General features: G+C 31.0%; 16 protein-coding genes. All 16 read right to left on the bottom strand.

Annotated elements, in window-relative coordinates; genetic code table 11:
• Nucleotides 1–14 precede the first annotated feature (14 nt).
• The 16 genes from csrA to AXY43_RS09970 all read right to left on the bottom strand — a co-directional run bounded on the left by csrA (nt 15) and on the right by AXY43_RS09970 (nt 14,812).
• Nucleotides 15–233, bottom strand: a complete 219-nt coding sequence (gene csrA, locus AXY43_RS09900) for a carbon storage regulator CsrA (protein WP_105411494.1) — start codon at nt 231–233, stop codon at nt 15–17.
• Nucleotides 234–244: 11 nt separating this feature from the next.
• On the bottom strand, nt 245–664 hold the full coding sequence (gene fliW, locus AXY43_RS09905; protein ID WP_105411495.1) for a flagellar assembly protein FliW: 420 nt from the start codon (nt 662–664) through the stop codon (nt 245–247).
• A gap of 15 nt (nt 665–679) precedes the next feature.
• On the bottom strand, nt 680–1,927 hold the full coding sequence (gene flgL, locus AXY43_RS09910; protein WP_105411496.1) for a flagellar hook-associated protein FlgL: 1,248 nt from the start codon (nt 1,925–1,927) through the stop codon (nt 680–682).
• Nucleotides 1,928–1,946: 19 nt separating this feature from the next.
• Nucleotides 1,947–3,821, bottom strand: coding sequence for a flagellar hook-associated protein FlgK (gene flgK / locus AXY43_RS09915; protein ID WP_105411497.1), 1,875 nt, complete (start codon nt 3,819–3,821; stop codon nt 1,947–1,949).
• Nucleotides 3,822–3,928: 107 nt separating this feature from the next.
• On the bottom strand, nt 3,929–4,339 hold the full coding sequence (gene flgN, locus AXY43_RS09920) for a flagellar export chaperone FlgN (protein WP_105411498.1): 411 nt from the start codon (nt 4,337–4,339) through the stop codon (nt 3,929–3,931).
• A gap of 2 nt (nt 4,340–4,341) precedes the next feature.
• Nucleotides 4,342–4,617: a flagellar biosynthesis anti-sigma factor FlgM gene (locus tag AXY43_RS09925; protein WP_017211301.1), complete on the bottom strand. Its 276-nt coding sequence runs from the start codon at nt 4,615–4,617 to the stop codon at nt 4,342–4,344.
• A gap of 174 nt (nt 4,618–4,791) precedes the next feature.
• Complete coding sequence (locus tag AXY43_RS09930; RefSeq protein WP_105411499.1) at nt 4,792–5,607, bottom strand: phage replisome organizer N-terminal domain-containing protein; 816 nt, start codon at nt 5,605–5,607, stop codon at nt 4,792–4,794.
• Between the two features lie 311 nt (nt 5,608–5,918).
• Complete coding sequence (locus tag AXY43_RS09935) at nt 5,919–6,242, bottom strand: hypothetical protein (RefSeq protein WP_023973515.1); 324 nt, start codon at nt 6,240–6,242, stop codon at nt 5,919–5,921.
• A 643-nt stretch (nt 6,243–6,885) separates the two neighbouring features.
• Entirely contained in the window at nt 6,886–7,182 is a 297-nt protein-coding gene (locus tag AXY43_RS27850; RefSeq protein ID WP_171786255.1) for a group II intron maturase-specific domain-containing protein, read from the bottom strand.
• A gap of 132 nt (nt 7,183–7,314) precedes the next feature.
• Entirely contained in the window at nt 7,315–8,229 is a 915-nt protein-coding gene (ltrA, locus tag AXY43_RS09940) for a group II intron reverse transcriptase/maturase (RefSeq protein WP_012059836.1), read from the bottom strand.
• A gap of 604 nt (nt 8,230–8,833) precedes the next feature.
• Nucleotides 8,834–10,036, bottom strand: a complete 1,203-nt coding sequence (fliY, locus tag AXY43_RS09945) for a flagellar motor switch phosphatase FliY (RefSeq protein ID WP_174775799.1) — start codon at nt 10,034–10,036, stop codon at nt 8,834–8,836.
• Nucleotides 10,020–11,018, bottom strand: coding sequence for a flagellar motor switch protein FliM (gene fliM / locus AXY43_RS09950; RefSeq protein ID WP_039770186.1), 999 nt, complete (start codon nt 11,016–11,018; stop codon nt 10,020–10,022). Before fliM ends, fliY begins: the two co-directional genes overlap by 17 nt.
• 22 nt (nt 11,019–11,040) lie before the next feature.
• Nucleotides 11,041–11,442 carry a chemotaxis protein CheW gene (locus AXY43_RS09955; RefSeq protein WP_017211296.1) on the bottom strand — a complete coding sequence of 134 codons (402 nt, stop codon included), beginning with the start codon at nt 11,440–11,442 and terminating at the stop codon, nt 11,041–11,043.
• A 130-nt stretch (nt 11,443–11,572) separates the two neighbouring features.
• A complete protein-coding gene (locus AXY43_RS09960) occupies nt 11,573–11,932 on the bottom strand; it encodes a response regulator (RefSeq protein WP_017211295.1) in 360 nt (119 codons plus the stop codon).
• A gap of 19 nt (nt 11,933–11,951) precedes the next feature.
• On the bottom strand, nt 11,952–12,554 hold the full coding sequence (locus AXY43_RS09965; protein ID WP_012060463.1) for a chemotaxis protein CheC: 603 nt from the start codon (nt 12,552–12,554) through the stop codon (nt 11,952–11,954).
• Nucleotides 12,555–12,748: 194 nt separating this feature from the next.
• Nucleotides 12,749–14,812, bottom strand: coding sequence for a chemotaxis protein CheA (locus AXY43_RS09970; RefSeq protein ID WP_105412505.1), 2,064 nt, complete (start codon nt 14,810–14,812; stop codon nt 12,749–12,751).
• Between the last annotated feature and the right edge of the window lie 4 nt (nt 14,813–14,816).

Genomic DNA, 14,816 nt, shown 5'->3' on the forward strand with positions numbered 1-14,816 from the left:
TATAATATACGCCCTTATTTTTTCTTTATGTTACTCAACATACCAAGATCAATCTTACTAGCTTCTTTGTTCTCGTTTTCTACTTCTTCATAAATTTCTTTTCTTAATATCTGAATAGATTTAGGTGCATTTATTCCGAGCTTTACACTTCCATCATCTATCTTACTTATAACAATTTCAATATCATCTCCAATCATAAGAGATTCACCTTTTTTTCTAGTTATAATTAACATTATATACCTCCTTATATTAAAGGACTTTTTACTTTATATTTAGGATTATCTAATATTATTTGTTCCCCAATATTATTAGAAGTATTTATAACTATAGGCCCTTGCAAGTTAGTGGTTATTTTTTTCATATCTGAATTTAATGTCACTGTAGTAATTACATTAACTTGGTCTGGAGAATCTATTTTTAAGTTTTTAATAGTTTCTTCACTAAGCACAAATTCATAATCCTTAAAAAATTCATATGGCGAGGTTACAATCATCGCAATTTCATTATCTTGTAATGATTGAAGTAATTTAAATGGTTCATAATCTTCTAAATCTAAAAGTATAAACTCCTTTAAATCACTTAATCCTAATAACCCTTTATTAAAAGTAATGATATTTTTTTGTTCATATTCTATTTCACCATGGATTTTAGATATAAATTTCATATTTTATTCTCCTAACTATAAATAACTTAATATAGTCATTGGTAATATCTTCGCGCTTGTCTGCAAGGAAGCTGTATACACAGTCTGCATCATTGAGTAATTCATAGTAGCTTCTGCATAATCTACATCTTCTGTTTTCGATAATATATCCGTCATATTATAATTCTCAGTTTCGTTATTTCCTTGTGCAGAATCCATTCTATTTTGCATCGTTCCAACTTCAGATCTCTTTTGCAGTAAATTAGTTGTAACTGATTGAATATCTTTTAAATCAGTTGTTGTTAAATTTGCTGTGTTTCCACTTGTCCCTAAATCATTTATTATAGTATTTAAAAGTTCAGAAACATTTATGCTCTTTCCAGTTTTATCTGTAAACTCTAGTATCTCGCTTGCAGTTTTATTATATTGACTTTTCACTCCTTGTGAGATATCAACTTGTAATCCTGAAGCTATTTGATTTAATGAACTGTAAGAATTAGCCGCCTGATTAGCATCACTTGTATTAAAGTTAGGCGATAAAGCTGACTGAAATAGTGATTCTAAAGTCTCTGGCGTAGTTGATGGAACGATTACTGTCCCAATTTTAGTCAGATCTACTGTTGGTGACGGTGTTACTGCAACTGCACTTCCACTACTATAATTATTAACCGTTAAGGTTACAGTAGTTCCATCTTTAACAATGCCATCTATTTTCATATTATTAGCTGGTGTTACAGTGCTTTTTATAGGATTAGTAGATGTATCTATACTAAATCCTGTCGCTGTTTTAGTAATCCCATTACCACTTTGATCTGCATAAACCAATTTTCCATCAGCAACAGTAGTTGGTTTAGAACCCGTTTTAGTGCCACCAAAAATATACGAACCATCAAAGCTTGTATTTAAAATTTGAGACAACTCATTAACTTTTTCTTTAACTTCATCCTGAATTGCAGCTCTTTGATCTTCTCCATATGCTCCATTTCCTGCACTAACAAGTAAAGTCTCTATCCTTCCAAAAACATTTCCCATTTGTGCTAACGCTGTATCTGTTGTATCAAGCCAGTTAGACGTATCCTTAATATTTTCGTTGTATTGCTTATTATAAGACATTTCTGTATTTAATTGCATACTTCTAGATGCTGTATAAGGATTTTCTGATGCTTTTTGTATTGTCTTACCTGAAGCCAATTGATTTTGTAGTGTTTTCATGTTATTTAAATTTTTCTTCATATTTCTCAAATAATTTGAAGTTAAAATATTGCTAGTTATTCTACTTGACATAAATTCATCCTCCTAACTCCTACTTTTTCAATCCATTTATTACAACATCCAACAATTCATCTATAGTAGATATTACTTTTGCATTTGCTTGATAAGCATGCTGATATTGTATTAAATTTGTAGTTTCTTCATCCAATGATACCCCAGAAACTTGACTTCTTTGATCTTGAATATCAGCTAATATATCTTCTTGGCTATCCTGCTGCCTACTTGCTTCCTGTGTTGCTACAGCAATATTGTTTATTACACTTTTATAATAAGAATCTACTGTTGATCCTGTTGTTCCTGCATTTAACTTCAAGCAGTCATTATCCGAAAATCCAGTTGTTCCAGACATTCCAACTGAAGTTAAGAAAGATTTCCTATCAATTTTTGAAAAATCTGTTCCAGCTGCTATATTACTAAAATTCATTTTTATAGTATTAAGATTAGCAATAGCATTTGCTCTTTTTCCATCGCCTTCTCCACTTGCTGAACTTGTATTGCAATTTAACTTACTAGTATCCGCCAGCAAATTAGCATTAATTCTTATATTCTTTGCTGTTAGTCCCTTATCTGTAGAAGTAGTTGTCTTGTTCGTCTCATCATAAGTTACAAATATAAGTTCACTACTTGACAAACTAGAATTTGCCGTATCCAAACTTCCTACTTGCAGTGCATTAACGCTATAACCAAGCGCTGCTGCAAGCCTATCTAAATTATCCATATATCCTTGTATTGTCTCTTGTGCTGATTGATTTGCCGCGATATCTCCTTTTACATGATTATTATCCACATTATTTACCGCTGTTCCAGAACTTGTATCATATTTATAAGTCTGAAAGATCTTAGTTTTAAGTTCTGTTAGCTGAGATGCACTTACTGTTCCTCCATCTCCAACTTCCACTTCTTTGTTGCTACTATCTTTCATTGTTAATTTTCCGTCTTTATCAGTTATTAGAATTCTACATTGCGTCAATTCGTCTTTTAATGACTTGGCATCTGTTGCTGATCCAGTCTTTATTGTAACAGTCTGAAGTGTTGAGTTTTCATTTCCTAATGGATAATATTTTACAGTTACATCTCCCGTAAGATTTCCTGACGAATCTGTAGCTGCCGTTACAGTATCTATATATGAAAGTCTAGAATAGTCTGTATCATTAGGATCTGATTTTACAAATGCTGAATCTGGATATTCTGTTGATGAAAGATTGATAGTGTCTAAACTATCTCTATCAAGTTTTATCCCAAATTTTTCGCTTAATTTATCAACAAGGTTATCCCTTTTATCCATTAAATCATTTGGAGTCTGTCCAACAGCCGAAACGCTTCTTATTTCCTTATTTAATTCGTTTATCTGATTTAGATAACTATTAACATCAGTAACATTACTCTCTAAAAGCTTTTGGCTATCCTGATTAGTTTTTTCCAGCTGATTATAAGTATAATTTATTGCATCTGCAAGAGCTTGAGCATTTTTAATAGCTACTGTTTTTACATCCGCTTTATCTGGAGTTTTTGATACTTCCTGAAATGAGCTAAAAAATTGACTTGTAAGTTCCTGTATTCCTGTGTCAGATGGTTCACCAAAAATGTCTTCTACTTTTGATAATGTTTGATTTTGCTGAGTGTAGTACCCAGAAGTTCCCGAAGCACTTCTATATTGATAATCTATAAAGTAATCTCTAATTCTTTGTATTGATGTTATTTCAGCACCTGTACCAACCTGTCCAACTCCAGTTGTATCAAATCTAGACATTCCACCAAAAGGTCTTGTTGTCTCTGATACTGCTCTTTGCCTTGAATACCCTTCCGTATCTATATTCGATATATTATGCGAGCTTACATTAATATTTCCCTGCTGTACAGTTAATCCTCTTCTCGCAATAGTAAATGTATCCAATAGTCCTGCCATTTTTATTCCTGCCCTTCACTAGCTTACATCCATGTATATATTTAACTTCCTTATTATTAATTATTAAAATTTATCTCTTTAAAATCTCATTCACCATTTAGCAATAGTTATCTGGATAAATTTCCATATGAATTATAAGTCTTCATCTCTCTTCTAGGATTTATTATTTCTAACATCTTATTATTAAATACTATTTGTTGCTTTAATAACATTTCATTTGTTTCCTTTTTCATGATGGTATTATTCAAAGTAGTCTGTATTTTTCCATACAATTCTTTTAACTTATCATTATTTGAATTATAAATGATGTCCTTAATGTTTTTCTCCCCTATTAAGTTTCGTCTCTCTATCTCTTGTTTAGCAATTTTCTTACCAGATTCATTAATCTTATCAACTAATCCTTCTAAACCAAACACATCTTTACTCATTATCATCTTATATTGAGTTTCTAATAATTCTAAAAGTCTTTGCAACTCTTCTTCTTGGCTTTGTATTAATTTAATAAGTTCATTTATCATATTTATGCCTTACTCTCCTTCATTGCATTTAACATACTTTTTGCAGTTAATCTTGCATCAACATTGTATGTTCCGCTATCTATTTTATTTTTAATATCAGCTATTTTTTTTGCATTCTGTATATTACTATCTAATGAGTAACCTTTAAGACTTTTTCCAAGTTCCGAAATTTCAATTCTATCTACATCATTAGTTTTCTTTGTCTTTTCGACAGCTTTACTGCTATTCGAGTTATATGCATTTATATATGTCGATCTACTTATTCTATCAATACTCATAATACATTTCTCCATTTCCTAGGCCCCCCAAAAATAACACTTGTTATTTTTTAATTGTGCCTTACTACTTCATTAATATACTTATCGTACTTTTCTTTTATAAGTTTATAGAAAAGTCAATAAAAAATAATTTATGCAACTATTTTAAGAAAATATTCATAATATATGTTATTATTAATCAAAAGACCACTCTGCTATCGTACGTTCTCCTTCCCCCAATATGATTTCGCCTTCACTAAACCAAAAGATATCATTATCTTTATTTCCTCTATCTGTAATATTATCAGAAACATGCTCATCATAAGATTCTATATCACTCTCATTGTTCTTTTTATTTACTCTTTTCTTCTTCTTACTTGAATTTTTCTTAACCTCAAAAATTACAGGAGAATTATTATGTTGATCACTCTCCTCCTTCTTTGCTTCAATCACATTACTACTATTATCATCACTTTCATTTTCCCTATTTGATTTCTGATCATCTACTTTTAAAATCGCTATTTCATTGTCCTTATTTTCTTTAGTATCGACTTCTTCTTTTTCTTTTATAGGAATCACATTTTTCGGACTTACTTCTATGCTCTCATTTTTATCAATGTAAATATCCTCTGCAATTTTTACCTCATTTTCTTTTTTCACAATTTCATTTTTTTCTTTAACTTTAATATTTTGATGCTTTACAAAGTTTTTCACCTTGTATATATTATTATCTACGATTTCAATCATTTCTAAATTTATTAGAACATCTAATGCAGATTTTACTTCACTGATATCTCTATTAAATTCTATTGATAAAGTCTCTACTGTATATGGAATATTTCTTGACATATATAGCTCTCCCTCTTGATTTACCTTTCCAGCTAGAACAACTACCCTGTTCCAAACATAGTGAATTAGATCTCTATTCCTCATCCTATCTATTATTTTAAATTTTGTATCCTCATACATATCAACTCTAAATTTAACGTATTTTCTTTCTCTCATATTCATCAATCCCTTTCATATATATTAATAAATTGATTCATAAAAATTTTCTTACACTTAAAAAGTTCCGCATTGTAGAAATGTTCCGTATTGCAGCATAGCTGCTCTTTTCAGTAGTGCATAGCTGCTCTTTTTATAAGTGTATATTTATCCCTCCAATTAATATATACGCAAAAAAAGAAATATATAAAGGGTTCTAACAAAATTTTTTTATTAAATTATAATTTTATAACTGGGTTACTGGTAATTATTCAGACGCAAAAAAAGCTCAGTGCTATATAACACTAAGCGAATCTAAAACTTTTTAAATCACATTATTATTTAATTGCTTTTATTTTAGCTATATCATACCAATTTTTAGATGTTATCATTTCAACATTATTAAGATCATGCTTTATGCTTGTTATATCTTCCGCAGTTCTTTCCACTTGTTCATGTGTTGATTCCAATTTCTTCTCAATTCTTTCTTGACCTTCTTTAAGCTCTTTAACATCTTGTTTAAGTACCTTAACATCTTCTTCGATTCTACTAATTTTATTTTCTATCCCATTAATCTTAGCTTCTATTCCACCAATTTTATTTTCCATTGATGTAAATCTTAATTCAAGCCTTTCAAGGATATTTAAAACTTTATCTTCCACTTTCTCACCTCACATATTTATTAGTAAGTAAATTAATTATATCATAATTTTATATTAGTTCTACTATTATTTTTAATGTATACATATTGCAAAAAGTCCAAAAATAATCTTTCATCATAATTCAAAAATATTTAAAAAATTTTAGTCGTAATTGTGAATTGCAACATATATAAATGCCAAAATTACAGATTTGCCCTAATCAGAACCTTCATCAAAATTTTCATAGTCCTACTTAATATAAATGTATTTGATTTTGGCAGTTTTACGACATATGTTTAGTTTTCAAAGTGATATAGGTAAACAATTTAACAATTAGACTTATTAGATGAACATATTTACAAAGTTGCTAAAACTTTAAGTTCATATCTTCACTAGAAATCATAAATATATTTGTGAAGAAAACATTTGAAAATTAGCTGTTAAAGGTTCTTAGCTGTAGGTTGTTCCATTTTAGCTTGTCAAACTGAAAGTTGGAGCATGCTAAAGTGGATGCAACCTGCTGCTTAGAAGCTTCAGCGATATTTTCATAGCTTTTCGGAATCAAAATATTTATGATTTGGTAAGTAGACTAGGGAATCACTTCCCTAACCCCTCTCAGAACCGTACGTGCGGATTTCCCGCATACGGCTCCCCACATTATAATTCACAGTATATATGATATATCTTCTTTTAAGTTGAAAATATTAACATATATTTTAGCTTTAGGTATTTTGAAGCACTCAAACATAGTGTCAAAACTTCTCCAGTTATAACTTCTTTTCTGACTTCTTTTGTTTAGCCATTTAAAAGTTAGTTTTCTTACTAAATATCTGAAAGTTGCGAGACTTAAACTGTTGTCAGTGATTCCGTAATACCTATAATATCCTATTAGTCTCTGTGTCAGTTTCTCCATTAATAATGTGAGCGGCACTGTTCTATTATTCTTTAACCATTCATTCAATCTCTTTATGCTAGCTCCAAATTTCTTTGAGCTAGTCTTCCTCTTAACTCTAAAACTTCCATTCTTTCTGCAACTGCAGAAGTGTGTAAATCCTAGAAAATCAAAAGTTCTATCTTTATATGATTCTAACTTTCATGCTCTCTTGAATTTTCTATCATAGTAGGCATTCTTACCGAAATATAATATTTTAGTTTTATCTTCAGCTACCTGCAAGTTAAATTTGTCTAATCTGTTTTTCAATGCTTCATAGAAAGCTTTCGCTTCGTCTTCATACTGAAAACAGCAAACAAAATCATCCGCATAGCGTACTATGTACGCCTGTCCTTTACACTTCTTTTTGATAAAGTTATTAAACCATATATCTAAAACATAATGTAAATAAATGTTTGCTAATGTTGGAGATATTATTCCCCCTTGTGGAGTTCCTTCATATACTTTATAAAACTTTCCGTTTTCCATTATTCCAGTTTTCAAAAATCTACCTATATATCTAAGTAAGTTCTTGTCTGCAATCCTGTGTTCAAGAAATTTCATCAACCACTTGTGGTCAACATTATCAAAGAATCCTTTAATATCAGCATCTACAACATAATTCACATTCTTTTCAGATAAATATACATTTAAGATTTTAAGAGCATCATGACAACTTCTATTTTGTCTAAACCCAAAAGAACTATCAATGAAATCTTGTTCATATATTGATTTTAATATTTTATTAATGGCTAATTGTACAACTTTGTCTTCATATGCCGGTATACCTAGAGGTCTTTTCTTGTTTGAACCAGACTTATCTATGTATACTCTCCTTACAGGCTGCGGTCTATATTTAAAAGTCTTCATTCTAATTAGTAGATTATCAATATTATTCTCTAAGTTAGTTTCATATTCTTCCTTTGTTACCTTATCCACTCCTGTAGCCTTATTTCCGCTCAGTTCATAATGGCATAAAATTAGCATTTCCTTGTTAACTAAATGCATTAGTGATGTAAATTTCTCTTTAGGATTATTTCCAGCTATTTCTGCTATCCTCTCAAGTTTTGTGTACATTTTTTTTTCCTCCTCTGTGTGAGAATTTCTGTTTCTCTTTTCAAGGTCTATAATATGTTACACCCTTCCCTCCATGGTCATTACTCATTTCTTCAGTACTATGGTGTAATCCGACTACTCATTATCATTTGAATACCTCTGATTTCTAATCATTGTTTTCCATACTCTGAAGTCAGAGAATAATGAGTCCTCCCAAGTTGACGTACTATATCAATGTATACCATGCTACACCTTAAAACCACGAGAAAGCACAGATATTCTTGCAATAATGATTATCTATGTTCTGACTTCTAATTTACCGATATTATCGTCCTTTCTGACTTTGTGATAATTTCGTGGCTAGTAGTTTCAGCATTCGCTTGCGGCCTGGTACCTTGTTTGTCTACACTTAACTTATTACATCGCCATAATAAGCCCAAGACTAACTAATGACTGGTTGCTGGCCTTTGTCATGCAGGATTCCCACCTGCTATATAGTAATAATGAGGAAGGTTAGCCCTCATTATCTTTTACGCCCTTGCTTGGCGTACCGATAAGTTATCACATAAGTCTGGTTTTAACGTTGTATATCTATACAAAAATAAAAACTCCCTCTCGGGAGTTTTTATTTTAATCTCTTTATTCTTTCAACACTGCTTACTATATTTGTTATTCTTATTCCAAAGTTTTCATCAACTACAACAACTTCACCTAAAGCTATTTGTTTTCCATTAACTAATATTTCAACTGGTTCTTCTGCAAGTTTATCTAACTCTATTAAGGAACCTGTTCCTAAATTTAAAATATCCTGTATACTTTTCTTTGTTCTTCCTAGAACTACGGATATATCTAAAGGAACATCTAATATCAAGTCAATATTCTTTATTGGCGGAACGCTATTTTGCGGTACTAATGGTTCAAACGTTGCCGCATGAACTTCTACCGGCTGCTGCATTCTTGGCTGCTCATATTGTGGTTGTTGATATTGAGGTTCTGGTTGATATTGTTGTTGTGGCTGCTGTTGAACAGGCGCTGGCTGTTCGTATATTTCTTTATTTACAATTGTATCTTTTTTATTGTCTTTTGCTGGTTCTGATGCTGCCACTTCTTTTGCCTTATCTTCTCCAGTCATTATTGCAACAATATTTTTAGCTGTCTCTATTGGAAATATTTGCATTATATTACTATCTACAATGTCTCCAATAGTCATTCTAAACGATACTCTTACTATTGGTTGATCTTCTGGTATTGCATCAGAAATCGGTATAGATCCATCAACCACAACCTTAGCTGATGGTGGTGATATATCTACTTTTCTTCCAAACATAGTAGCCATAGATGTAGCCGCAGATCCTATCATTTGATTCATAGCTTCTGAAACTGCACTAATCTCTATTTCAGATAACTCATGAGTCTCAGTTACATTTCCATCTCCGCCCATCATAAGGTTAGATATAACCAATCCATCTAATGTCTTTATGATTAAAATATTTCTTCCTATTATTCCCGCTACATATTCAATATCTAATACAATATTCGGTGTTTCAAAGCCTTCTTTTATTTCCTTCAAAGTAGTCACACTAACTACTGGAGTAGTTATGTTAACTTGTTGATTTATAAGCTGATATAAGGCAGTTGAAGCTGATCCCATAGAAATATTCCCGATCTCTCCAAGCAGATCCTTATCAATATCAGTTATAACTCCAGTATCTATTTTATTATCATCAGCTGACGCATCTGCACTTTCAGCTTCAGTAGAAGCTAAATCTTCACCTGCTAATAACGCATTTATTTCTTCTTGCGATAAAAAGTTATTGCCCATACCCATTCACTTCCTTATCCGTTATATCTAAAATCATAACACCTGCATTTTTTCCTACTACACCCGGCTTAGCATAATAACATTCTTCATTACCTACATATACTTTTATTGGTGATGAACTTTTATTATCAAGTTTAATTACATCACCTACTGTTAGTTTCAAGAAATCATCTACTGTTATATTAGCAGTTCCAAGTTCCGCTATAATTTCAACATCAACCTTATTGATTCCTTTTTCTATTTTTTCTCTCGATTCAGCCATCGAAGCCTCATTATCATTCTTAAATGCATATTGTACTACTAATTTATCTAGTATTTTCTCTACGCTTAAATAAGGAAGACACATATTAATAAATGTGCTTCTCTTATTCATTTCTACTGAAAATGTTATTAATGCCACAGGATCATTAGGTGCTAGTGTTTGATTGATTGCCGGATTAGTTTCAATTGCTTCTACTTCTGGCTCAACTTCTATTACCGAATCCCATGCTAACTTTAAATTGCTTATCATTCCGGTAGTTACTTGTCGCATTATATTCTTGTCTATATCTGTAAATTCTTTTGTTTCAGCTTTTCTATTTCCCTTCCCCCCAAGTAAAACATCTATTACTTGAAGAGAAAATTGAGGATTAGTTTCGAATATTATTGTCCCTGATAATGGAGCCATTTTAAATATTGTAATAATGGTAGGGTTTTGCACAGAGTGAATAAATTCCTCATATGTTATCTGCTCTACAGATTCTATCTTCACCTTAACATTTTGCCTAGTTTGACCTGTTAAGTAGTTGGAAATAATTCTCGCATAATTATCATGAACTAATTCAAGTGTCCTTATATGCTCTTTTGAAAATTTTTGAGGACTCCTAAAATCATAAAGCTTAACTTTATGTTTTTCTTCATCTTTACCAACATCTTCTGACTCTATTTCACCTGTAGATAAGGCAGATAATAAGGCATCTATTTCACTTTGCGATAAGACATCTGCCATACTTTTCCCTCATTTCAATAAACTAATTTAATAATTTGTCGATATCTATTATTGTAAGAAGTTTTTCATCATAATTTAATATACCTTTAATATAAGGCTGTGCTTTACCTGCATCTTTTTCTATTTTTTGTATATTTTTCTCATCTATATCTAAAACTTCTTCAACCTCATCTACTGATATTCCAATTTCTTCATCTTCTACTGTTAAAATAATTATATTATTTTGTTCTTTCCCAGGAGTTACATCAAGTAATAAATTTATGTCAACAAGAGATTTAATGCTCCCACGTAAATTTATTAATCCTTTAATATAACTCGGAGCCTTAGGAACTTTTGTAATCCCCATAGTATCATTGATACTTTGGACTCTATCTGTCTCTACTGCAAAATGTTCTTCTCCTAGTTTGAATACTACTATTTGCATTCATACTCCTCCTCTACAATAATATACAATCAACCATTAATAATTGACACTTAAATTAAAATTTCTTTAAAATTTGCAAAGATTTATTTATAGCCTGTTATAATTCATTTCTTGTATTATTGCTTTTATACTAACCTACAACTTTCTTTATAGCTTCTAAAACTCTATCCGCTTGGAATGGTTTTACTATAAAGTCTTTTGCTCCAGCTCTTATTGCATCCATAACCATTGATTGTTGTCCCATTGCTGAACACATGATTACTTTAGCATCTGGATCGAATGCTTTTATTTGTTTAACTGCTTCAATTCCATCCATATCTGGCATAGTTATATCCATTGTTACTACGTCTGGTTTTTCTTTTTTATAAAGATCTACTGCAACTATCCCGTTATTTGCTTCACCTACTATTTCAAAATCATTTTTTTCTAAGATATCCTTTATCATCATTCTCATGAACGCTGCATCATCCACAATTAAAACTCTAGCCATACAATTTTACCTCCAAAATTTAATTTATTCCTATAGATTTCAATATTTTCTCTAACGAACCCGGCATAGGGATATAATAAAAATGTCCACCTATATTCTCTTCTGTATCACTGTCTAAGAATACAGTTTCAATATCTAGTATATATTCATCATATTGATTGGACTCAATAAATGTAGTTGTGAGTATTGCACCTAACATATCAAATGAAGTTGCAGGCACTGATGGTGCCATAACAAGATTAGTTAACTGTGCAATAGCATTCATATATGATGCTGATATTATATTTGCTATCTCGCATAATACAGAACTTCCCATTTCACTTTCTGGAGACTGCTTGCTTCCAACTAATTTTTTTATTACATTTTCAGCTGTTTCCTGTTCGAATACTAAAAGCATATTTCCTGAAATATCGCCTAGCACTCTTACAACTGTTCCAGCTACAGCACATTCTCCACTTTCTTGAAATACTTCTTCTAGTTTTACTACATTTACTGCTGGTACTGTCATATCTACTTTTTTTCCCATCATCATAGAAAGAGCAGTTGCTGCATTACCTGCACCTATGTTAGAAACTTCTTTAAGTGCATCTAATTGCAAAGTGCTTAAATTAGAATACTCCACTTATAACCCTCCTTTAAAATTTTTCACCCTAAAGGGCCAATCATCTCACATTTATATATCATTATTGCCTTTATAACATAACAATAATAATATATCTTGTCCACTCCAAACCTTTAGCCTTTTGCTCATTTTTATGGAATTATAAGTCAAACTAATTTTAATTAGATTTAAAAATCTTACTTAAAAATTTCACTTTATAATAATGCCCCTACATCTAGTATCAGCGTTACTAAACCATTACCAAGTATAGTCGCACCAATATACTGATCTAAATTCTTTAATGTTTTTCCGAGTGGTTTTATAACTATTTCTTGTTGTCCAAGTAATGAATCGACTAATAAACCTATAGTTTTATCACCTACATTAACTATTATAACAAATTTCTTATCAGTATTACTAGCCTCTATATCTAAAGTTTCATTTAATCTTACTAATGGAATTACATTTTCTCTATAAATAATAACTTCTTTTCCATTACTTTTCTTTATATTTTCCTCTTTATAGTCAATTACTCTATCAATAAATCCTAATGATATTGCTAATGTTTCCTCTCCTACCTTTACAAGTAAAGCTTGTATTATTTGTAATGTAAGCGGAAGCTTAATTACAAAAGTTGAACCTTTGCCTTCTTCACTTAGTAGATCTACAGTACCACCGAGTGCTGCAATTTTTGTTTTAACAACATCCATTCCAACTCCTCTTCCTGAGATATCTGTTACAACTTCATTAGTACTAAATCCTTGAGCAAAAATCAAGTTCTTAATATCACTATCTGATAATCCTTCTGTGTTTATTCCCTTTTGCTCTGCTTTAGCTTTTACTCTTTCAAGATTTATTCCTGCACCATCATCTGATACCTTTATTAATGCTTTTGTTCCTTCTTGGTATGCAACAAGCTTAACAGTTCCAACTGGAGGCTTACCTTGTGCAATTCTCTTTTCAGCAGATTCTATACCATGATCCGCTGCATTTCTTAATAAATGTATTAATGGTTCACCTATTTCATCAATAACAGTTCTATCAAGTTCAGTATCAGCACCTTCTATAACAAAGTTAATTTCCTTATTTAATTCTACTGATATATCCCTTATCATTCTTGGGAATCTATTGAATACTGTATCTAGTGGAAGCATTCTAATCTTCATAACCAAATCTTGAAGATCAGATGTTGTTCTTCCTACTTGTTCCAATGTTTCATTTAACTCTTGCGATTTATGAACATTTACAATTTGTTCTAATCGAGTTCTATAAATTACAAGCTCAGAAACCATATTCATTAAATTATCTATTCTCTCTAAATCAACTCTTACTGATTGATGTGCTTTCTTAACTTCTTTCTTCTGAGTAGGCTTTTTAGCAACTGGCTGCTTTGCCTCAACTTTTGCTTCAGCTGGCTTTTCTTCTGGAGCTTTTTCTATAACTGGTAACTGTGGCACTTCTTTTACTTCTGCTTCTTTTGGAGCTATATCTAAACCTTCTAATTCTATTAAAGAAGCTTCAACTTTTGCAACTTCTGAAATTCCATTTACAACAGTTAATATTTCATCTACAGTATTTTTAGTTACTAAGATAAATTTCAATTCAAAATCAAACTCTTCATTTTCAATTTCTTGAGTTGATGGGTCTGATTTTAATATTTCTCCGTGATCTTCAAGATCTTTAACTATTAAAAATGCTCTTGCTGATTTTAATAAAGTGTTTTCACTTAATGTTACTTTTAACTCAATAGAGTTAAATCCTTTTTCTCTAGCTTGTCTAATAACAGATGTGTCATATTGATTTAAATCTAAATCAAATTCATCACCTGATATCATTTTATTTTCATCTTCTGACTTAATTTCACTAGCTTGTGTTTCTTCTTGTACGTTACTCTTGTTTCCATTTTCTTTTATATCAGCTAAAGCTTTCATTATTCCATCTATATCTATTTTTTCCTCAGAACCTTCTTGAACATTGTCAACCATCTTTTCTAATGTATCAAGACAATCAAACAATACTGTCACTACATCCTGAGTTACTTTTAGTTTTCCTTCTCTGAATTCAGCTAATACATCTTCCATCTTATGGGTAAGTTCTGCTAAATCAGTAAATCCCATAGTCGCTGCCATTCCCTTAATTGTGTGAGCAACTCTAAATATTTCATTAACCTTATCTGTATCATCTGGATTTTGTTCTAAATCTAATAGTGATTCATTCAATGTTTGTAAATTTTCTAATGACTCCTCTAAAAACATTGACATATATTGAGATGTATCCATCCTT

Origin of the sequence: Clostridium sp. MF28, assembly GCF_002969175.1 — a bacterium.
Taxonomy (GTDB): Bacteria; Bacillota; Clostridia; order Clostridiales; family Clostridiaceae; genus Clostridium; species Clostridium beijerinckii.